Genomic DNA, 19482 nt, shown 5'->3' on the forward strand with positions numbered 1-19482 from the left:
TACCAGGAGACATCCCCGTCTGACGCCGAACTCACTGCTGCAATACGAGAGTTGGAGTCCGACGGCCCGGTGGAGGAGCTGTACCGTCGGCACCGGTCCGCCGTTCTCTGCTACGCACTTGCCTGTTGCCGCGATCGGCACACCGCCGAAGACCTCGCCTCGGAGGCGTTCGCCCGCACGCTTCAAGCCGTACGCTCCGGCGGCGGTCCGGAGGCCGCCTGGCGCCCGTACCTCCTCACCGTCGTCCGCCGCACCGCCGCCGACTGGGCGGGCACAGCTCGTCGCACCGAACTGTCGCCCGACTTCGAGCAGTGGCTCGCCAACGTGCCCGACACTCCCGAGGCGGAGAGCGGCGAGGAGCGGATGCTTCGCATGGAGGAGAGCAGCCTTGTGTTACGGGCATTCCGCTCGTTACCCGAGCGGTGGCAGGCCGTTCTGTGGCACACCGCCGTCGAGGAGGAACCGGCCGCGAAGGTCGGCCCCGTGCTCGGCCTGGGCGCGAGCGGTGTCAGCTCGCTGGTGTCCCGCGCCCGGGAAGGTCTGCGCGAGGCCTACCTGGCCGCGCATGTCGAGAGCGCGTCCGTGAGCGACGAGTGCCGCCGCTACAGCTCCTTGCTCGGCGCCGCCGTGCGCCGCACCGGCCGCCGTACGAACAAGGACCTCGACCGGCATCTCGCGGAGTGCGAGCGCTGCCGCGCCGCGCTCCTCGAACTCACGGCCCTCAACGAGCGGTTGGGCTCGGTGCTGCCGGCCGGGTTGCTGCTGTGGGGAGGCTCGGCGTACGTGGCGGCGCGGCTGGCGGAAGCGGGCGCGAGTGCCGGTGGTATGGCCATCGCGCCCGGCGCACCGGACGGCTCCTTCCCCCTGGACGGCGGTACGGGGTGGTGGGCCAAGGCCAAGGACTCCCCGTTGTCCTCGGGCGCGGTCGCCGGTTCCGTTGTCGCCGCCATCGCGATCGCAGTTCTCGTCGTGCCGATGCCTTTCGGTGACGACGGGAAGGGGCCTGCGAGCTCGCCGCCTGCGCAATTACGGCAGCCGCCCATTACGGTCTTCGAGCAGCAGCCGCCCGTCACCCTCACGGCCACGCCCTCCCAGGCCGCTGCGGCGCGCCACGCCGTGCCCTCCGCCACGGAGTCAAAACCGGCGCAGCCATCGCCCACCGGGGCCGACCTCGGGGCCGTTAAATGGTCAAGCCGCCTCCGCAACGCTGGAATCAGCACAGTGTGCGTCGAGCCCGCCGGTACGAGTGTCGTACAGAACGCGTGCGACGACAGCAAAGACCAGGTGTGGGAGACCTTCTCGTTCAAGCGCGATGCGAACTACACCTGGCTGCGTAACGCCGCCACCGGCGAGTGCATCGACTACGGCGAAGGCACCCTCGTACGCGGGCAGGCCGACCACATCCCCATCGCGATGAGACCCTGCCGCACGGACGCCACAGGACAGCTGTTCCGCTTCGACCCGTGGTGGGGAGAGAGTGACGGCAGCTACCTGGTGCGTGCCGAACTCGAAGACGGCAAGCCCTGGGACGAGATGCAAATCGGCATGCTGGACTGGTGGGCCGATACGCCGCCCGAGAAGGACGCCCCCGTCGTGATCACGTACAACTACTACAACAGCGCACGGCTCCGATACCTCCTCGACGGCAAGTGACTGACTGGCCGGGGCCCGTGCGACGCCCGTCACCGCCGCACGGGCCCTCTTAGTAAAGCGTTAGTAAAGTGGCGGGATGTTTTCCGCCGGGCGCAGTCCTCCTTGTGACCGTCTGTACAAACGTCACACATCCCGGGGGACCCAATGGTCCGAAGTCTCCTCGCCCACCACATCCACCAGCGCTTCAGTGATGCGGAGATCGGACAGCTCGTACGACACGGCAGAACGGCGGCCTTTCAGACCGTCGTGGTGCGTCACTGGCCCGCCGTCGTCGCTTACCTCACCACCTGCTTCAAGGACCGGGCCGCTGTCTCGAGGGGCACCGAACAGGTATTCAGCGACCTCTACGACGCGACTTTGGGCGGTAGCCCACCCGCAGGCTCGATACGGGTGCACCTGTTGACCACCGCGCGCACGCTGGCGCTGCGCGAGTGGAACCGCGCGCCGGAGGCGTGGGACATGGCGGACGGGTTCCGCAACTGGGCGGCGGCAGGGGGCACATGGCCCCTGTCGGTGAATTCCGGAATCACCGAGGCGTACCACCTCCTGCCCGGGCGCTCGCAGGCATTCCTGTGGCACGCCGTCGTCGAACGGGACCCGGAGGCCTACGTCGCGCGAGTGCTCGGCATGAAGAAGCAGGAATTCGGGGCTTTCGCGGAGCTGTCCCGCACCGCTCTGCGCGAGGCGTACCGGGCGCTGCAGGGTAATGCCCCCGCCGCCGACATCACGGAGCCGGCTCTCTCCCGCGAAGCGCGACCGGAACTGAGCGATCTCGACGGGCAGCTTCGCGCTCAGCTCCCCGTCATACTCCTCGGGTGGTGGGAAGGGACCCGGTATGAGGAAGTACGCGCCGCGACAACACCGCCTGCCGGCTTCCCGCCCTTCCTCGCACGTGCCGTGCGCGCCGCTTCCCGGGTTCCACGTGCCCGCCGCCGGAACACCATGCTGCGTTGTTTCGCCGGTCCGAGGCTGGGCCTGGCAGCCGGTGGTGCGGCAGCCACGGGAGTAGTCCCCGCTCCGAGCAATCTGAGCGCCTCGCACGACGACGCGGCCCCGTACGCTCCTGCCCCCAGTCCTTCGACCGCCCCGGGCGCGAGTCAGGCAGGCCATGTGAGTCCCCGCCTCGTCCCCGCGACGGACGTGATCCGTGCCGCCGACTGCACTGCGGAAAGCGGCACCCTGGCCGCGGAGGGCACGGTCCGCACCCTCACCGACGGCAGCTTGCTGCGCTTCGACACCGTCGATTTCGGTGACGACGCCAGGATTGGCATCACGCTCGGCCTCATGGGCCAGGGCCTGCCCGGCGCCGAGATCGCCGTCCGCCTCGACCGGCCCGACGCTCCGGTGGTGGCCACGATCCCGGCCCCCGAAGCGGGTTCGGCACGTTGGGTGCATGCGCCCATGCGGCCCACCGCCGGTGTCCACACGGTGTATCTCACGGCGTGCTGCGCTGCGGGCAATTCCTGCGTCAGCATCACCGCATTCACCTTCAGCTGAGTCTCCCCGGAAATCTCTGCCGGCTCCGGAGCAAGACGCCGGTCGGCAGGCCGGTGGCGCCATGAGGGCCTTCACCCATGGCTGCCACCGGACTTGAGTGGAAGGTTCCTCGATGCAATTGGTCTTGGGTTCGCGACCGTCACAGCCGCCTCTTTCCGATACAGCTCTGATTCAGGCGGTGCGCAAAGGACGAGTCGAACTCTTTCGGCATCTCTATCGCCGCCACTACGCCGCCGTGCAGGCGTACGCCTCCCAATGCATGCCGGGTCCACTGCATGCGCACGAGGTGACATCGCAAGTCTTCGCGCAACTGCTGCAACGGATGGTGTCCGGGGAGGGGTTCGTCGGACAACGTTTTCCGGGCTGCCTGCGACCCCAGTTACTGGGCAACGTTCGCTCCACGGCGATCACGAGCTGGCATCGGGCGCGCGAAGCGCTGTCGCCGGACTTCCGCGCCTGGGTCGAGGCGGGAGGCCGGTGGCCCTGGGGAGAGGACGGCCAGCTGGCTCTCGCGTTCCAGCGTCTCCCGGTCACCACACAGTGTCTGCTGTGGCACTCGGTGGTGGACCGGGACGATCCCGCGTCGACGGCCCGCATCACGGGGCTGGCCCTCCATGCGGTTCGGGCTGCAGGCGAACAGGCCAGAAGCGCGCTGCGCCAGGCCCGTACGGATCTGTATCTCGAGCGGCTGGAGCGTCAGGACTGCAGGGAGGTGATCAAACGGCTGTCCCAGCGGCCCGAGGCGCCGCCGACAACCGAGGAGGTCGCGGACCATCTCCGCGTCTGTCCGGCATGCATGGGTGTCTACAAGGATGTGTCCCGGCTCGACGGACAGCTCGAAGCGCAGCTGCCCGTACGGCTGTTGGGATGGTGGACCGGTCAGGATTACCTGCGTGCCAAGGCCGCCATCCCCGTGCCACTGGACGATCCGCCGTTCCTGACGAGGCTGCTGGAGCGATCCCGGGTCGAAACCCCCGCACAGCGCTCGCGCGTACGCCGGGCCCCGGCGGCCACCGCCCCGCGTCACCGGGGAAGAAAGGGGGCGGCGTCCAAGCGGATCGTTCGTCGATCCCGGGCAGCCGTCGCGGTCATCGGCTTCCTGACCGGTGTTGGCGTGGGCATGGCCGCGCTGGCCGCCTGCGATCAGCAGCGCGGCGGCCAGGGACACCCGCCATCTGCGTCCCGGTCCTCGCCCGCGCCGGACGACCAGCCGTCGCCCGAAGCACCGGCTTCCCCTACGCTCCGGGCCACAGACCGCGTCTCTGCCGATGCATACACGTCCCAGCAGGGGACGACTGCCGGCTCCGACCCGGGCACCCGTGTGCTGGGAAGCTCCGCCCTCCTGCACTACGACCGTGTCGATTTCGCCGGCGGGGACACCCTCGCCGACGCCAGGCTTGCCGGGCCGCCGGGCGGTGGTGCCTGGATAGAGCTCGTGCTCGATTCCCCTGCCCGATTACCGCTGGCGCGGATCACTCCAACCGCCGACGGTTCCGTGCACGACATCTCGGTGCCGATCATCCCCGCCGACGGCGCGCACCGTGTCTACGTCACCGCGCACTGCCCGACGACCACCGAGCCGTGCATCGAACTCCACGCATTCGGTACCGCGCCATCCATGCCGCCGGCACCGCTGTGACCTTCAGGCCGAGGCCGCCGCCGCGCAGTCCGCGCAGGTGCCGAAGATTTCCACCGTGTGCGCCACGTTCACGAACCCGTGCTGCGACGCCACCGTCTCCGCCCACTGCTCCACCGCCGGGCCCTCCACCTCCACCGCCTTGCCGCAGACGCGGCACACCAGGTGGTGGTGATGGTCGTCCGTCGAGCAGCGGCGGTAGACGGACTCGCCTTCGGACGTGCGCAGTACATCCACCTCGCCCGCGTCCGCGAGCGACTGAAGGGTCCGGTAGACCGTGGTCAGGCCGACCGAGTCGCCGCGGTGCTTGAGCATGTCGTGCAGGTCCTGCGCGCTGCGGAACTCGTCCACCTCGTCGAGCGCCGCCGCCACCGCGGCGCGCTGCCGGGTCGACCGGCCTCGCACTGGGGCCGTGTTCCCGCCGGTTGGCGCCGTCACCACAGCTGCCTCCTCGCTTTGCCCGCACATCCGTCGGGCCATTCTGCCAGGCCCGCGATCAGACCTTGACGTCGTCGCCGGCCTGCCGGGTGCCCGGCAGGTCCGCCGTGCACTCCGCCGCGTTCGCCTCCAGTGTGCGTGCACGCCGCCTCGCCAGCGGTGTCGCCAGAGCGGTCAGCGCCACGAAGACCCCGATGGCCATCAGTACGATCGTCGCTCCTGGCGGCACGTCCTGGTAGTAGGAGGTGGTGGTTCCGGCCAGAGTTACGGCGACTCCGATGGCCACGGCCACCGTGAAGGTCGCCTTGAAGGAGCGGGAGATCTGCTGGGCCGCGGCCACCGGGACCACCATCAGGGCGCTGACCAGCAGCAGCCCGACGACCCGCATCGCCACGCTCACCGTGACCGCCGCGGTGACGGCGATCAGCAGATTCAGCCAGCGCACCGGAAGTCCGGTCACCCGCGCGAACTCCTCGTCCTGGCTCACGGCGAACAGCTGCCGCCGCAGCCCCAGCGAGACGAGCACCACGAACGCGGCGAGCAGCGAGATCGCGGTGAGGTCCGCGTCGGAGACCGTGGACAGCGAGCCGAACAGGAACGAGCTGAGATTCGCCGTGGAGCCGGTGTCCGAGATGTTGATCAGCAGGACACCGCCCGCCATTCCGCCGTAGAAGAGCATCGCCAGCGCGATGTCGCCGCGGGTGCGCCCGTACGCCCGGATCAGCTCCATCGTGACCGCGCCGACGACGGAGACGAGCGTCGCCATCCAGATCGGGTTGGTCGACAGCAGAAAGCCGAGGCCGACACCGGTCATCGCGACATGGCCGATGCCGTCGCCCATCAGCGCCTGCCGGCGCTGCACCAGGTAGATGCCGATGGCGGGGGCGGTGATGCCGACCAGCAGGGCGGCGATGAGCGCCCGCTGCATGAAAGCTGTCTCGAGGATTTCCATGATCAGGTCAGCAGTCCCGTGCGGAGCGGCTCGTCGGCCGCGTGCGGATGTACGTGGTCGTGGCCGGGCAGGGCGTGCTGGCCCACAGCCTTCGGCGGCGGCCCGTCGTGGACCACGCAGCCGTCGCGCAGCACCACCGCGCGGTCGATGAGCGGCTCCAGCGCGCCCAGCTCGTGCAGCACGAGCAGGACCGTCGTACCGGCGGCGACCTGCTCACGCAGTGTCCCGGCGAGGATCTCCTGGCTGACCAGGTCCACGCCCGCCATCGGCTCGTCCATGATCAGCAGTTCGGGGTCGGAGGCGAGCGCGCGGGCTATCAGCACCCGCTGGTGCTGGCCGCCGGACAGTGCGCTCACGGAGTCCTTGGCGCGGTCGGTGAGGCCGACGAGCTCGATGGCGCGCTGCACGGCGGCCCGGTCGGCCTTCGACAGCAGGCCCAGCCTGCTGCGGGACAGACGGCCCGAGGAGACGACCTCGCGCACGGTCGCGGGCACGCCGCTCGCGGCGGTGGTGCGCTGCGGTACGTAACCGATGCGCGCCCATGAGCGAAAGGCGCGCAGCTGTGTGCCGAACAGGGCGATCTCACCGTCGGTGAGCGGCACTTGGCCGATCAGGGACCGTACGGCCGTGGACTTGCCCGAGCCGTTGGCGCCGAGCAGGGCGACGACCTCACCGCGCTGGACGGTGAGGTCGATGCCGCGCAGCACCGGTCGCGAGCCGAGCGAGGCCCTGGCCCCGCGGACGGATATGACGGGCTCGCTCACCGATGCCACGGTTGCCTCCACAACAGACTTCACTTCGCGCCGAGCGCCTTTTGCAGCGCGGCCAGGTTGGACTCCATGACCTGCAGATAATCATCGCCCTTGGACTTGTCCGTAATTCCCTCGAGGGGGTCGAGGACGTCCGTCTTCAGACCGGTGTCCTCGGCCAGGGTCTTGGCGGTCTTGTCGCTGGCGAGCGTCTCGAAGAAGACCGTGGTGACCTTGTCCTTCTTCGCGATGGTCTGGAGCTCCTTGATACGGGCGGGGCTGGGCTCGGACTCGGGGTCGAGGCCGGCGATGCCCTCCTGGTCCAGGCCGTACCGCTCGGCGAGGTAGCCGAAGGCGGAGTGGGTGGTGATGAAGGTCTTGGTGGCGGTGGTCTTCAGGCCCTGCTGGTACGCGGTGTTCAGCCCGTTCAGCTTGGTGATCAGCGCGTCGGTGTTCTTCTTGTAGTCCGCGGCGTGGTCCGGGTCGGCCTTCTCCAGGGACTTTCCGACGCCCTTGGCGACCTCGGCGTACTTCACCGGGTCGAGCCAGATGTGCGGGTCGGCGCCCGCCTCGCCCTCGCCCTCGTGCTCGTCGTGGCCGGCCTCCTCGCCCTCGTGGCTGTGGCCGCCCTCGGTGCCGTGGTGCTCCAGCTTGGTGAGGGTGGCGGCGTCGACCTTGTTCTTCGCCTCGGACTGGGCGATGGCCTTGTCGACGGCGGGCTGGACGCCCTTGAGGTAGAGGATGTAGCCCGCTTCGTTGAGCTCGGCGGTCTGGCGGGGCTTCAGCTCCAGGTCGTGCGGCTCGACGCCGGGCTTGGTGAGGCTGGAGACGGCGACGTGGTCACCGCCGATCTGCTCGGCCAGGTACTGCATGGGGTAGAACGACGCCACCACCTTGAGCTTGCCGTCGCCGCTCTTGGCGTCTGCGGCGTCGGAGGTGGAGCAGGCGGAGAGGGTCACGAGGCCGAGGGTGACGGCTCCGGCGGCGGCGGTGGCGGGTATGAGGCGGCGTACGTTCATGACAGTCATTTTCAACAAACTTGGAAACGATTGTCAACAAAGCCCCTGAGCTCCCCCTACCCCGAACCGATTTGATCCGGGGGGTGCGGCCGCCGGTAACCTGAAGCATTCGCCCCCGTCTCCCGACCACCACCCCTCACCGAGGCGCTTCGCGCCGCACCTGTTAATTCCCGTCGTCGTCGTAATGAAGAGAGCACCGTGGCCGCCGACAAGATCGACACCATCGTCAACCTGAGCAAGCGCCGTGGCTTTGTCTACCCGAGCAGCGAGATCTACGGCGGTCAGCGTGCCGCCTGGGACTACGGGCCGCTGGGTGTCGAGCTGAAGGAGAACCTCAAGCGCCAGTGGTGGCGCTACATGGTCACCTCGCGCGAGGACGTCGTCGGTATCGACTCGTCGGTGATCCTGGCCACCGAGGTCTGGGAGGCCTCCGGCCACGTCGCCACCTTTACCGACCCGCTCACCGAGTGCACCTCCTGTCACAAGCGGTTCCGCGCGGACCACCTGGAGGAGGCGTACGAGGAGAAGCACGGCCACGCCCCCGCGAACGGCCTCACCGACCTCAACTGCCCCAACTGCGGCAACAAGGGCACCTTCACCGAGCCCAAGCAGTTCTCCGGCCTGCTCGCCACGCACCTCGGCCCGACCCAGGACTCCGGCTCAGTCGCCTATCTGCGCCCCGAGACCGCGCAGGGCATCTTCACCAACTTCGCGCAGGTGCAGCAGACTTCGCGCAGGAAGCCGCCGTTCGGCATTGCCCAGATGGGCAAGTCCTTCCGCAACGAGATCACGCCCGGCAACTTCATCTTCCGCACCCGCGAGTTCGAGCAGATGGAGATGGAGTTCTTCGTCAAGCCGGGCGAGGACGAGAAGTGGCAGGAATACTGGATGGAGCAGCGCTGGAACTGGTACACGGGCCTTGGTCTCCGTGAGGAGAACATGCGCTGGTACGAGCACCCGGCCGAGAAGCTCTCCCACTACTCCAAGCGCACCGCCGACATCGAGTACCGCTTCCAGTTCGGCGGCAGCGAGTGGGGCGAGCTCGAGGGCGTCGCCAACCGCACCGACTACGACCTCTCCGCGCACTCCAAGGCGTCGGGCCACGACCTGTCGTACTTCGACCAGGAAGCCGGCGAGCGCTACACCCCGTACGTCATCGAGCCCGCCGCCGGTGTCGGCCGCTCCATGCTCGCCTTCCTCCTCGACGCGTACAACGAGGACGAGGCGCCCAACGCCAAGGGCGTCATGGAGAAGCGCGCCGTGATGCGCCTCGACCCGCGCCTCGCGCCCGTCAAGGTCGCCGTGCTGCCGCTGTCCCGCAACCCGCAGCTGTCCCCGAAGGCGAAGGGCCTCGCGGCCGACCTGCGCAAGCACTGGAACATCGAGTTCGACGACGCGGGCGCCATCGGCCGCCGCTACCGCCGCCAGGACGAGATCGGTACGCCGTTCTGCGTCACCGTCGACTTCGACACCCTCGACGACAACGCGGTGACCGTGCGCGAGCGCGACACCATGCAGCAGGAGCGCGTCTCCCTGGACCAGATCCAGCAGTACCTGGGCAGCCGTCTGCTCGGCTGCTGATCCCCAAGTACCCAGTAGGCACTGCGCAGTACGCACTGCGCGGTCGTCGAGGAGCCCCCGGTGTCGCTGACGCCGGGGGCTCCGGCGGTTCTCCGCCACGTAGAGGGCGGCGCCTGAGCAAGCGGTGAAGCCTGGGCAACAGAGCGGGAAGAATCCGCTGTTGATGTTGTTCGTGCTGCACACTGGGCGCAATCGTCACCAGGAGGACCGATGCCGTCCATGACCACAAGCAAGGTCAGCAGATGGGATCAGCACGGCCGCGAACACGTCGTGCACGTAGCGAAGTCGGGCATGCAGCGCACGCTGACGTGCGACACCTGCGGCTGGCGCAAGGGGGCGCAGTTCCTGCCCTGGCTCAAGGCCGAGGAACACCTCGCCGAGGCGCACCAGGCGACGGTCGACCCGAGCGCCTGAGACCGCGGGCGGTCCGGCGGTCATGTCCCGCAGCACCGGATCCGCGACACCCTCCATGGCAGCTGTCACGCCGGAATTTGTGTGCCCCACCTCTCCCGGCGCGGTACCGTCGCCTGCATGTATGCGTATCTCCCGATCTACGAGTGAGAGGGCGGCGGGCCGCCCCCGCCCCCGTCTGACGATTCCCCAGTCACTTCTCACCACCAATGGGAGACCCCCATGGCCAAGAGCCGTAACAACCTCCTCGGCGTCGGCGGACAGCGAAAGAAGCTGTCCCGGGCCGACCAGCAGGGCAACGGTCCGGCGCGCAACGCCGACCGCAAGACGTCCGCCGAACAGAAGCAGGAGCTGGTGCGCAAGATGCGTGAGCGCGCCCAGGGCAGCAGCGGCGACGCGGAGGCGCCGCAGGACGAGCAGGCCTGATCACAGCCGTGGGGCCGGACCGCGTGACGCGGTCCGGGCCCACGGGCGTGTACGGCCTCCGTCAGCTCACCGTGCGCGGCAGCCGCAGGCTCAGCAGCGCCGTCAGCGCGATCATCCCCAGCTGCACCAGCAGTGTGACGGTCAGCGCCTGACGCATCCCGCCCGAGCCGGCCAGCGACAGGAAAAGCGAGCCCAGGGTGGCCACGCCCAGTGCCAGGGCCGACTGCTGCGTCGTCACCATCACCCCGCTGCCCACTCCGGCCCGCTCCGCCGGTATGTCGGAGAGCACAAGCCGGAAAATCACCGGCAGTTGGAGCCCCTGGCCGAACCCGGCCAGTGCGACGCCCGGCATCAGGTCCAGGAAGCCAAGGTCCGGCCAGTCGCGCCGGACGGTCAGTACCAGGATCGCGATGCCCGCAGCCTGGATCACCGAGCCCGCCGTCACGATCCGGGTCCCGTACCGCACGACCAGCCGCGGACCGGCCAGCGACGCCCCGAAGAAGGCCACCGCCATCGGCACCAGCGCCAGGCCGGAGGCGATCGCCCCCATCCCGAGGCCCTGCTGCAGCGCCACCGCGATCACGAACATGAAGCCGCCGAAGCCGATCGAGAACGGCAGCACCAGCGCGAGACCGCGCCGCAGCGAGAGCAGCCCGAACAGGCTCGGCGGCACCAGTGGCGTGCGCCCCTGCCGGTCGGCGTGCCGCTCCACCCGGTAGAAGGCGACCGCGGCGAGCGGGAACACCGCCAGCGCCGCCCACGTCCACAGCGGCCAGCCCGCCGCACGCCCCTCGGTCAGCGGCGCCAGCAGCGTCAGCAGGGCAACGGTCAGCAACAGCGTGCCGGCCACGTCGACGGGCGCGGGCTGCGCGGAGCGCGTATCGGGGATCGAGCGGGCGGCGAGCACCAGGCCGATCAGCACCACCGGCACGTTCACCAGGAAGACCGCACGCCAGCCGCTGCCCGCGATGTCGGCCGCGACGAGCACGCCGCCCAGGATCTGCCCGGCGACCATCGAAAGGCCCGCGGTCGCTCCGTACAGGCTCATCGCCCGGGCCCTGCGCGGTCCGGCCGTCGCCGACTGGATGGTGGCGAGCACCTGCGGCAGCATCAGCGCGGCCGCGGCGCCCTGCGCCACCCTCGCGCCCACCAGCGTCCAGGCGTCCGGGGCGAGACCGCAGGCCAGTGAGGTCAGTCCGAAGGCGGCCATGCCCACCAGGAAGAGCCGGCGGCGGCCGAACATGTCCCCGAGGCGTCCACCGAGGACGAGCAGCACGGCGTACGAGAGCCCGTAACCGGCGATCACCAGCTCGAGCAGTGCGGGGCCCGCGGCGAGATCGTGGTCGATGGTGGGCAGGGCGACATTGACGATGAAGAAGTCGATCAGCGGAAGTGCCGCGCCGAGCAGCAGGGTGCACAGGCCGAGCGGGCCGAGGGCCGGTTCGTTCGAGGTGCCGGTGGCGCGGACGGGGGTTGGGGGAAGGACACGGGTCTCACTCACGGCCTCGACGATCCTCGTCCGCCCAGCCTGGTACCAGAGTCTCTTTATCCTGGTACAAGTAGTACCTGGCAATGGGCTGAGCCCTTCGGCACCCTGGGAGTATGACCACGATGGCGCAGGAGACCGACGTACGACGGCACGAGCTCGCGGGCTTTCTGCGCAGCCGTCGCGAGCGCATCGCCCCCGAGCAGGTCGGTCTGCCGCACGGCCGCCGCCGGCGCACCCCCGGTCTGCGCCGGGAGGAGGTCGCCCAGCTCTCCGCGGTCGGCGTCACCTGGTACACCTGGCTGGAGCAGGCCAGGGACATCCAGGTCTCCCCGCAGGTGCTCGACGCCATCGCCCGGGCCCTGCTCCTCGACGCGAGCGAACGCACCCACCTCTTCGCCCTCGCGGGCGCGGCCGATCCGGCGCCCGGCACACCGTGCCCGACCGTGACTCCGTCCCTGCGGAAGATGCTTGAGCAACTGGAGCCGCTCCCGGCCTGCGTCCAGAACAGCCGGTACGACATCCTCGCCTACAACCGCACGTACGGACGGCTGCTGTGCGACCTCGACGCGCTGCCGCCCGAGGACCGCAACTGCATGATCCTGGCCTTCACCAACGACGACTGGCGGGCCTCGGTCGCCGAACTCAGCGATGCCAAGGGGATGATGGCCGCCAAGTTCCGCGCGTCGATGGCCGGGCATCTCGCCGAGCCCGCCTGGAAGTCGCTGCTGGCGCGCCTGGAGAAGTCCGCGGAGTTCCGCGAGGTGTGGGCGCGGCACGAGGTGGTCGGCCCCGGCGGCAGGAACAAACTCATCCGCAACGCCCATGTCGGGCTGCTGCACCTGGAGCACCAGGACCTGTGGCTGGGGCCGAGCGCCGGTCCCCGGCTGATCACCTACGTACCCCTGGACGCCGAGAGCCGCGAGCGGCTGGAGAAGCTTCAGGCGCTGGCGCTCGCCGAGGTCTGAGCCCCCCTCTGCTCGTCCAGACGTTCCGCCGTGCGCCGCGCGGTTCCCTGCGCCCAGGCGCCGCTCGTCAGCCCGCCGACCGCGAGGACGCACAGCCCGCACCCGGTGATGACCCACCAGGCGGGGCGGCTCGCCGCGACAAAGCCCTGCGCGTACGAGGTGGAGGCGACCCCGGCCGCGAGGACCGCCCCGATGACCGCGACGCCGAGGGTCTGGCCGATCTGGCGGCTCGTGGAGGCCACGGCCGCGGCGACGCCGGCCTGGGCGCGCGGCATGCCGGAGACGGCGGTGTTGGTGATCGGCGCGTTCACGAAGCCGAAGCCGAGGCCGAACAGGACGTACCCGGTGAACAGCAGGGGATCCGACGTCTCGGCCCTGAAGGCGGCGAAGAGCACCCCGCTCGCGGCCATCGCCGTGCCCGCGATCAGCAGCGGGAGGCGCGGCCCCCGGCTGCCGACGAGCCGTCCCGACAGGGGAGCGCAGACGAAGGTCAGCGCCGCCATCGGCAGCATGTACAGACCGGCGTGCAGGGCGGACAGGCCGCGGATGTCCTGCAGATAGAGGGTGTTGACGAAGAGGAAACCGCCGAGCGAGGCGAAGGCGCACACCGCTATCACGGTGGCCCCACTGAACGGCGCGCTGCGGAAGAAGCGCAGATCGATCAGGGGCTCACGTCGTCTTGGCTCCCACAGCAGCAGTCCTGTGAGCGCGAGGGCGGCGACCGCGGCGAAGACGAGGTCCGTCTCGATGATCGCGTACGTGAGCGAGCCGAGCAGCGCGATGACCAGGAGTTGCCCAACGGGGTCGGGGCGGCGCGGTTTCGGGGCGCGGGACTCCGGAACGTAACGCCAGGTCAGCAGCAGCGCGGCGAGGCCGACGGGCAGATTGACCCAGAAGACCGAGCGCCAGCCGACGGTGTCCACGAGCACTCCGCCGACCAGCGGTCCCGCGGCCATCGAGATGCCGACGACGCCGCCCCACACCCCGATGGCGCGGGCGCGCTCGCGCGGGTCGGTGAAGGTGTTGGTGATGATCGACATCGCGACCGGATTGAGCATGGAGCCGCCGACGGCCTGGACCATACGGAAGGCCACCAGCGCGGGAAGGTTCGGGGCGAGGGAGCAGAGCAGCGAGCCGAGTGTGAACAGGACCAGCCCGGCCTTGAAGACTCGGCGGCGGCCGATCCGGTCGGCGGTCGAGCCGGAGAGGATCAGCAGTGAGGCGAGGACCAGGGTGTACGCGTCGATCGTCCACTGCATTCCGGCGACGGAGGCGCCCAGCTCCTGACGGATGGAGGGCAGCGCAATATTGAGGATGGTGTTGTCGATGCTGACGATCAGCAGGCTCATACAGCAGATCGCCAGCACGAGCAGGCGCCGTCGGTGTGTGAGCTCGGACATATGCGGATAGTACGGCTAACTAACGAGTCCCGTCGTACGCGACAATGGACGAATGACCACGCTTGCCCCCTCCCCCTCGATGCTCACAATCGGCCCGCACGCCGTACAGCCCCCGGTGGTGCTCGCGCCGATGGCGGGCATCACCAACGCGCCCTTCCGCACGCTGTGCCGCGAGTTTTCCGGTGGCAAGGGGCTGTTCGTCAGCGAGATGATCACGACGCGGGCGCTGGTCGAGCGCAATGAGAAGACGATGCAGCTCATCCACTTCGACGAGACCGAGACGCCGCGGTCGATCCAGCTGTACGGAGTGGATCCGGTGACCGTAGGCAAGGCGGTCCGCATGATCGTGGACGAGGATCTGGCCGACCACATCGACCTGAACTTCGGCTGCCCGGTCCCGAAGGTGACCCGCAAGGGCGGCGGCTCGGCGCTTCCGTACAAGCGGCCGCTGCTGCGGGCGATCCTGAACGAGGCCGTGTCCAACGCCGGTGCGCTTCCCGTGACCATGAAGATGCGCAAGGGGATCGACGACGATCACCTCACCTTCCTGGACGCGGGCCGGATCGCCGTCGACGAAGGCGTGACGGCCATCGCGCTGCACGGGCGCACGGCGGCGCAGCACTACGGCGGTACGGCGGACTGGGACGCGATCGCCCGGCTGAAGGAGCACGTCCCGGAGATCCCCGTCCTCGGCAACGGCGACATCTGGTCGGCGGACGACGCGCTGCGGATGGTGCGCGAGACCGGCTGCGACGGGGTGGTCGTGGGACGCGGGTGCCTGGGGCGGCCGTGGCTGTTCGGGGACCTGGTGGCGGCGTTCGAGGGTACGGGAACGTACGCGACGCCGACGCTGAAGGAGGTCGCGGTCGTCATGCGGCGGCATGCGGAGCTGCTGGGGGAGTGGATCGGCGACGAGGCGCGCGGGGTGATCGACTTCCGTAAGCACGTGGCCTGGTATCTGAAGGGCTTCGCGGTGGGCTCCGAGATGCGCAAGAAGCTGGCGATCACGTCGTCGCTGGGCGAGCTGGACGAGCTGCTGGGTGAGCTGGACCTGGACCAGGCGTGGCCGGTGGGGGCGGACGGGCCTCGCGGCCGTACGTCGGGGAACAACCGGGTTGTCCTGCCGGACGGGTGGCTGAAGGACCCGTACGACTGCGCCGGGATCAGCGCGGAGGCCGAGTTGGACACGTCCGGCGGTTGAGGGGCGCCGCTGCGCGGGGCTGCTTCCCCACCCCGCCCTTTCCCGTAACCAAGGGGCTTCGCCCCCTGGACCCCTGAACGCGCTTCGCGCGTGTCCTCAAACGCCGGACGGGCTGAAATCAAGCCTCGGCCGGGCTGGAGAGGTCGCCCGCGTGGCGTGAAAGCGGCGCCGTGTCCGAGGAGTTGCTCACGCTGAACGTCACGCTGCCCGCCACATAGCGGTCGTCCGTCCACTCGATCGGCCGCCCCGTCGCCGTGCACGTCAGATGGCGCTGGCGCAGCAGCGGGCTGCCCCGGCGGACCCGGAGCATCCGGGCGTCCACGCTGCCTGCCGCCACCGCGTCGATCAGGTGCTCGCCGTAGTGGGCGACTATGCCGTGCTGTTCGGCGATGCTGTTCATGATCGAGACGCAGTCCTCGGGCAGTTCCTCCACCGCCGGCGCCACCCACTCCGCGAAGGCCGTGCGCTCCAGCATCGCCGGTTCGCCGTCGAGCAGCCGCAGTCGCAGCACGTACAGGATCGGGGACCCGGCGGGTACGGAGAGGCGGGATGCCTCCGTCGGGGTGGCCGGGCGCCGGGTGCGGGTCAGGATGCGGCCGGCCGCTTCGTAGCCCATGCCCTGTGCCCACTGCGCGAAGCTGTTCAACTCCGCGAAGCTGTGGCGGCGTTCGTGGCGCAGCACGATTCTGCGCGCACCCTGCCGGGAGCCGATCAGGCCCTCGGACGCCAGCACGGCGACCGCCTGCCGCACCGTTCCGCGGGAGGCGGACCAGCGGTCGGCGAGGTCGCTCTCGGAGGGGAGCTGCGCCCCGACCGGGTACTCGCCGCCGAGAATCGACCGCCGCAGCGCCTCAGCGATTTCCAGATAACGCGCCGTGCCCACGCGAACGCCCTCCGTGCCCCGAACTGTGCGCAGTCGATTGCGCTGTGTTCCCCTCACCCGCCCACCCTAACCGCGCCGGAGTGCGACTGTCGTCCTTCCCGTTATCCCGGCCCTGACCGGTCAGGGGGCGGAGTTGGTCTTCCGTAAGACGATCCACCACGGCCATGCCCCGTTCATGATCCGGACAGCTGCTCCGGGCGAACTGAATCCAGCTTGTTCAGACAAGTGCCATTCACCTCGTCTCTGGGAGAGACCGTGTTCAGACGCTTTGGCCTCAGCGCTGCCGCACTGCTCGGCGCCGCCGCGCTCACCACCCTCACCGCCTGTGGCGCCGCACCCGACGGCGCCGCCGCGGGCGGCAAGGTGGGGGCCAACGCCAGTGCCTCGGCCGCCGACTTCGGCGGAATGAAGGCGCTCGTCGCAGCCGCCGAGAAGGAGGGCAGGCTCAATGTCATCGCCATTCCCGCGGACTGGGCGAACTACGGCGAACTGATCAAGGCCTTCGAGGCCAAGTACAAGATCAAGGTCAACAGCGAGAACCCGGACGCCTCCAGCGCCGACGAGATCGCCGCGGTCAAGGCCCGCAAGGGCCAGAAGCGCGCCCCCGACGTCCTCGACCTGGGCATCGCCTTCGCCCGCAGCGGCGCGGCCGAGGGCCTGTTCGCCCCGTACAAGGTCGAGGCCTTCGACAAGATCCCCGGCGACCAGAAGGACCCGGAAGCCCGCTGGTACAACGACTACGGCGGCTACGTCTCCATCGGCTGCGACGCCAAGCGGATCAAGAACTGCCCGTCGACCTTCGCCGATCTGCTCAAGCCCGAGTACAAGGGCAAGGTCGCGCTGAACGGCAACCCGACCAAGTCCGGCTCCGCCTTCGGCGGCGTGTACGCGGCCGCGCTCGCCAACAAGGGCTCGTTCGCCGACATCCAGCCCGGCATCGACTTCTTCGCGAAGCTGCGCAAGAGCGGCAACTTCATCCCCGTCGAGTCCACCCCGGCCACGGTCGAGAAGGGCGAGACCCCGATCAGTATCGACTGGGACTACCTGAACGCCGGTTACGCCGACCAGTTCCGCGGCAAGGGCGTCGACTGGAAGGTCTCCATCCCGAGCGACGGCGTCTACGCGCAGTACTACTCGCAGGCCATCAACAAGCAGGCCCCCAACCCCGCCGCCGCGCGCCTGTGGATGGAGTTCCTCTACAGCACCGAGGGCCAGAACCTCTGGCTGAAGGGCTACGCCCGTCCCGTACTGCTGCCCGGCATGACCGCCGACGGCACCGCGGACAAGGGCTTCGTCGCCAAGCTCCCCAAGGTCGAGGGCACCCCGAAGTTCCCCGCCTCCGCCGAGCTCGACAAGGCCAAGGCCACCCTCGCCGAGAACTGGGACAAGGCCCTCTCCTGATGCCCGTACCCTCCTCGTCCCCCAGCGGGCCCGCCGGCGGAATCCGCCGCCGGCGGCGCGGGCCGCGCACCTGGCTCGCGACGCTCCCGCTGCTCCTCTTCACGGGCGTGTGCTTCGGTCTGCCCGTCGCCGCCCTGCTGCAGGGTGCGGTCACGCGCACCGACCAGGCCACCGGTGCCACTTCAGTGACCGGTGAGCATCTCCAGCGCTCACTGCAGGGCCCCTATCTCGGCTCGCTCATCGGCAGCGTCCAGCTCTCCGCGCTCACCGCGGTCATCGGATCGGTCGCGGGCGTGTTCATCGCGCAGGCCATCGTCACCTCCCGCAGGCAGTGGCTGCGCAGCGCCGCCCTCACCGCCTCCGGGGTACTGGCCAACTTCGGCGGTGTGCCCCTCGCGTTCGCGTTCATCGCGACCGCGGGCATCTCCGGTGTGGTCACCCAGCTCGCGGACCTGGAGAGCCTCGGCTGGAACCTCTACTCCTTCACCGGGCTCTCCGTCGTCTATCTCTACTTCCTGACCCCGCTGATGGTGCTCGTGATCACCCCGGCGCTGGACGGACTGCGTCCCCAGTGGCGCGAGGCCGCGCAGAACACCGGGGCCACCGGACGGCAGTTCTGGCGGCTGGTGGGACTGCCCGTTCTCGCGCCCTCATTGCTGGGCGGATTCGTCCTGCTCTTCGGCAGCGCTTTCGCCGCGCACGCCACCGCCGCGGCTCTGGTCGGCGGCTCCGTACCGCTGGTCACCCTCAAGATCGCGGACGCGCTGTCCGGCAATGTGCTGGTCGGCCAGGAGAACGTGGCACTCGCCCTCAGCCTCGACATGATCGTGATCGCCGGTCTCGTCATGGCGGTCTACCTTCCCCTCCAGCGACGGAGCGCCCGATGGCTGCGATGACGCCCACCGCCGAGACCCTGCCCGCACTCGCGGTACGGAAGCGGAGCCGCAGGCCGCGCGTCTGGCGCGGACTCGTACTCGGCCTCGCCGGGCTCTACTTCCTGGTGCCGCTGGTCGCGTCCTTCGTCTTCACCGTGCACACCCCCGGCCAGGGCTTCTCACTCCAGGCGTACACCGGGATCCTCTCCGCCGATGGCTTCACCGACAGTCTGCTGCTCTCGCTCGGACTCGCCGCCGCCACCATCGCGCTCGTCCTGGTGCTGGCGGTGCCCGCGCTGGTCGCCGTACGGCTGGGAGCGCCCCGGCTGCGGCCCGTCGTCGAAGTGGTGTGCATGCTGCCGCTGGTGGTGCCGCCGATCGCGCTGGTCACCGGAATCAGCACGGTCCTGCGCTGGGGCCCGGACCATCTGTCCCGCACCCCGCTCTACCAGACGTTCATCGCGGTCCAGGACGAGAACTTCCCGCTCGTCCTCGTCCTCGCGTACACGGTGCTGGCGCTGCCGTTCGTCTTCCGCTCCCTCGACGCGGGGCTGCGCGCGATCGACGTGCCGACGCTGGTCGAGGCGGCCCGCAACTGCGGGGCGAGCTGGCTCCACGTCATCCTGCGGGTCATCCTGCCCAATCTGCGCACCTCGCTCGCCGGAGCCGCCTTCCTCACGCTGGCCCTGGTTCTCGGCGAGTTCACGGTGGCCGCGCTGCTGGGCTTCCAGCCCTTCGCGGTGTGGATCGTCACCGTTTCCGGCGCACAGGCACGGATGTCGGTGGCCGTCTCCATCCTCAGTCTTCTGATCACCTGGGCGCTGCTGCTGCTCCTCTCCCGCGCGGGGAACGGCACCCGGACCGCGAACGCCGCAGCCGCCGCCCCCTCCACCAGCAAGGACTAGC

Annotated in this window: 18 protein-coding genes; 11 read left to right on the forward strand and 7 right to left on the reverse strand. The window is 69.6% G+C overall.

The window, feature by feature from the left end; genetic code table 11:
• Nucleotides 1-51: 51 nt before the first annotated feature.
• The 3 genes from OOK40_RS04080 (at nt 52) to OOK40_RS04090 (ending at nt 4789) form a co-directional block, all read left to right on the forward strand.
• Nucleotides 52-1653 (forward strand): sigma-70 family RNA polymerase sigma factor, encoded by a 1602-nt coding sequence (locus OOK40_RS04080; protein WP_266476541.1) that lies wholly within the window; start codon nt 52-54, stop codon nt 1651-1653.
• A 144-nt stretch (nt 1654-1797) separates the two neighbouring features.
• Entirely contained in the window at nt 1798-3150 is a 1353-nt protein-coding gene (locus OOK40_RS04085) for a carbohydrate-binding protein (protein ID WP_266476543.1), read from the forward strand.
• Nucleotides 3151-3247: 97 nt separating this feature from the next.
• The gene (locus OOK40_RS04090; protein WP_266476551.1) at nt 3248-4789 is read left to right on the forward strand and encodes a hypothetical protein; all 1542 of its coding nucleotides are present in this window, start codon (nt 3248-3250) and stop codon (nt 4787-4789) included.
• A gap of 3 nt (nt 4790-4792) precedes the next feature.
• Here OOK40_RS04090 and OOK40_RS04095 read toward each other — a convergent pair whose 3' ends face one another.
• The 4 genes from OOK40_RS04095 to OOK40_RS04110 are packed head-to-tail and all read right to left on the reverse strand — an operon-like array spanning nt 4793 to nt 7944.
• On the reverse strand, nt 4793-5227 hold the full coding sequence (locus tag OOK40_RS04095; RefSeq protein WP_266476553.1) for a Fur family transcriptional regulator: 435 nt from the start codon (nt 5225-5227) through the stop codon (nt 4793-4795).
• A 55-nt stretch (nt 5228-5282) separates the two neighbouring features.
• Entirely contained in the window at nt 5283-6176 is an 894-nt protein-coding gene (locus OOK40_RS04100) for a metal ABC transporter permease (RefSeq protein ID WP_266476554.1), read from the reverse strand.
• 2 nt (nt 6177-6178) lie between these two features.
• Nucleotides 6179-6949, reverse strand: coding sequence for a metal ABC transporter ATP-binding protein (locus tag OOK40_RS04105; protein ID WP_266476556.1), 771 nt, complete (start codon nt 6947-6949; stop codon nt 6179-6181).
• A 20-nt stretch (nt 6950-6969) separates the two neighbouring features.
• Nucleotides 6970-7944: a metal ABC transporter substrate-binding protein gene (locus tag OOK40_RS04110; protein ID WP_266476557.1), complete on the reverse strand. Its 975-nt coding sequence runs from the start codon at nt 7942-7944 to the stop codon at nt 6970-6972.
• Nucleotides 7945-8142: 198 nt separating this feature from the next.
• Here OOK40_RS04110 and OOK40_RS04115 point away from each other — a divergent pair, with 198 nt between their 5' ends.
• The 3 genes from OOK40_RS04115 to OOK40_RS04125 all read left to right on the forward strand — a co-directional run bounded on the left by OOK40_RS04115 (nt 8143) and on the right by OOK40_RS04125 (nt 10362).
• Nucleotides 8143-9525, forward strand: a complete 1383-nt coding sequence (locus OOK40_RS04115; protein WP_266476559.1) for a glycine--tRNA ligase — start codon at nt 8143-8145, stop codon at nt 9523-9525.
• A gap of 210 nt (nt 9526-9735) precedes the next feature.
• Nucleotides 9736-9939 carry a hypothetical protein gene (locus tag OOK40_RS04120; RefSeq protein WP_266476560.1) on the forward strand — a complete coding sequence of 68 codons (204 nt, stop codon included), beginning with the start codon at nt 9736-9738 and terminating at the stop codon, nt 9937-9939.
• Nucleotides 9940-10158: 219 nt separating this feature from the next.
• Nucleotides 10159-10362: a DUF6243 family protein gene (locus tag OOK40_RS04125; RefSeq protein ID WP_266476561.1), complete on the forward strand. Its 204-nt coding sequence runs from the start codon at nt 10159-10161 to the stop codon at nt 10360-10362.
• A gap of 61 nt (nt 10363-10423) precedes the next feature.
• Here the strand turns inward: OOK40_RS04125 and OOK40_RS04130 are convergent, their stop codons facing one another.
• The gene (locus OOK40_RS04130; protein WP_266476563.1) at nt 10424-11863 is read right to left on the reverse strand and encodes an MFS transporter; all 1440 of its coding nucleotides are present in this window, start codon (nt 11861-11863) and stop codon (nt 10424-10426) included.
• Between the two features lie 101 nt (nt 11864-11964).
• Between OOK40_RS04130 and OOK40_RS04135 the strand changes: the two genes are divergently transcribed.
• Nucleotides 11965-12816, forward strand: a complete 852-nt coding sequence (locus tag OOK40_RS04135) for a helix-turn-helix transcriptional regulator (RefSeq protein WP_266476564.1) — start codon at nt 11965-11967, stop codon at nt 12814-12816.
• On the opposite strand, the gene OOK40_RS04140 is transcribed toward OOK40_RS04135, so the two are convergent.
• Entirely contained in the window at nt 12789-14216 is a 1428-nt protein-coding gene (locus OOK40_RS04140) for an MFS transporter (protein WP_266476565.1), read from the reverse strand. The two genes, OOK40_RS04135 and OOK40_RS04140, sit on opposite strands and share 28 nt — an antisense overlap.
• A gap of 52 nt (nt 14217-14268) precedes the next feature.
• Here OOK40_RS04140 and dusB point away from each other — a divergent pair, with 52 nt between their 5' ends.
• On the forward strand, nt 14269-15417 hold the full coding sequence (gene dusB, locus OOK40_RS04145; protein WP_266476567.1) for a tRNA dihydrouridine synthase DusB: 1149 nt from the start codon (nt 14269-14271) through the stop codon (nt 15415-15417).
• Nucleotides 15418-15535: 118 nt separating this feature from the next.
• Here dusB and OOK40_RS04150 read toward each other — a convergent pair whose 3' ends face one another.
• Complete coding sequence (locus OOK40_RS04150; protein WP_266476569.1) at nt 15536-16300, reverse strand: GntR family transcriptional regulator; 765 nt, start codon at nt 16298-16300, stop codon at nt 15536-15538.
• Between the two features lie 255 nt (nt 16301-16555).
• Between OOK40_RS04150 and OOK40_RS04155 the strand changes: the two genes are divergently transcribed.
• From OOK40_RS04155 to OOK40_RS04165, 3 genes are read left to right on the forward strand one after another with little or no spacing between them, the layout of a single operon-like run.
• Complete coding sequence (locus OOK40_RS04155; protein WP_266476570.1) at nt 16556-17701, forward strand: ABC transporter substrate-binding protein; 1146 nt, start codon at nt 16556-16558, stop codon at nt 17699-17701.
• Nucleotides 17701-18597, forward strand: a complete 897-nt coding sequence (locus tag OOK40_RS04160; RefSeq protein WP_266476571.1) for an ABC transporter permease subunit — start codon at nt 17701-17703, stop codon at nt 18595-18597. The genes OOK40_RS04155 and OOK40_RS04160 overlap by 1 nt, the downstream gene beginning before the upstream one ends.
• Nucleotides 18585-19481, forward strand: a complete 897-nt coding sequence (locus OOK40_RS04165) for an ABC transporter permease (protein ID WP_266476572.1) — start codon at nt 18585-18587, stop codon at nt 19479-19481. The genes OOK40_RS04160 and OOK40_RS04165 overlap by 13 nt, the downstream gene beginning before the upstream one ends.
• The last annotated feature ends 1 nt before the right edge of the window (nt 19482 follow it).

This window comes from Streptomyces sp. NBC_01481, from assembly GCF_026339995.1.
Taxonomy (GTDB): domain Bacteria; phylum Actinomycetota; class Actinomycetes; order Streptomycetales; family Streptomycetaceae; genus Streptomyces.

What these genes read in the sequence shown, in the direction of transcription:
- OOK40_RS04085 (WP_266476543.1), top strand. Translation starts at nt 1,798, where the DNA reads ATGGTCCGAAGTCTCCTCGCCCACCACATCCACCAGCGCTTCAGTGAT.
- OOK40_RS04100 (WP_266476554.1), bottom strand. Translation starts at nt 6,176, where the DNA reads ATGGAAATCCTCGAGACAGCTTTCATGCAGCGGGCGCTCATCGCCGCC.
- OOK40_RS04165 (WP_266476572.1), top strand. Translation starts at nt 18,585, where the DNA reads ATGGCTGCGATGACGCCCACCGCCGAGACCCTGCCCGCACTCGCGGTA.
- OOK40_RS04120 (WP_266476560.1), top strand. Translation starts at nt 9,736, where the DNA reads ATGCCGTCCATGACCACAAGCAAGGTCAGCAGATGGGATCAGCACGGC.
- OOK40_RS04110 (WP_266476557.1), bottom strand. Translation starts at nt 7,944, where the DNA reads ATGAACGTACGCCGCCTCATACCCGCCACCGCCGCCGCCGGAGCCGTC.
- OOK40_RS04140 (WP_266476565.1), bottom strand. Translation starts at nt 14,216, where the DNA reads ATGTCCGAGCTCACACACCGACGGCGCCTGCTCGTGCTGGCGATCTGC.
- OOK40_RS04125 (WP_266476561.1), top strand. Translation starts at nt 10,159, where the DNA reads ATGGCCAAGAGCCGTAACAACCTCCTCGGCGTCGGCGGACAGCGAAAG.
- OOK40_RS04135 (WP_266476564.1), top strand. Translation starts at nt 11,965, where the DNA reads ATGACCACGATGGCGCAGGAGACCGACGTACGACGGCACGAGCTCGCG.
- OOK40_RS04160 (WP_266476571.1), top strand. Translation starts at nt 17,701, where the DNA reads ATGCCCGTACCCTCCTCGTCCCCCAGCGGGCCCGCCGGCGGAATCCGC.
- dusB (WP_266476567.1), top strand. Translation starts at nt 14,269, where the DNA reads ATGACCACGCTTGCCCCCTCCCCCTCGATGCTCACAATCGGCCCGCAC.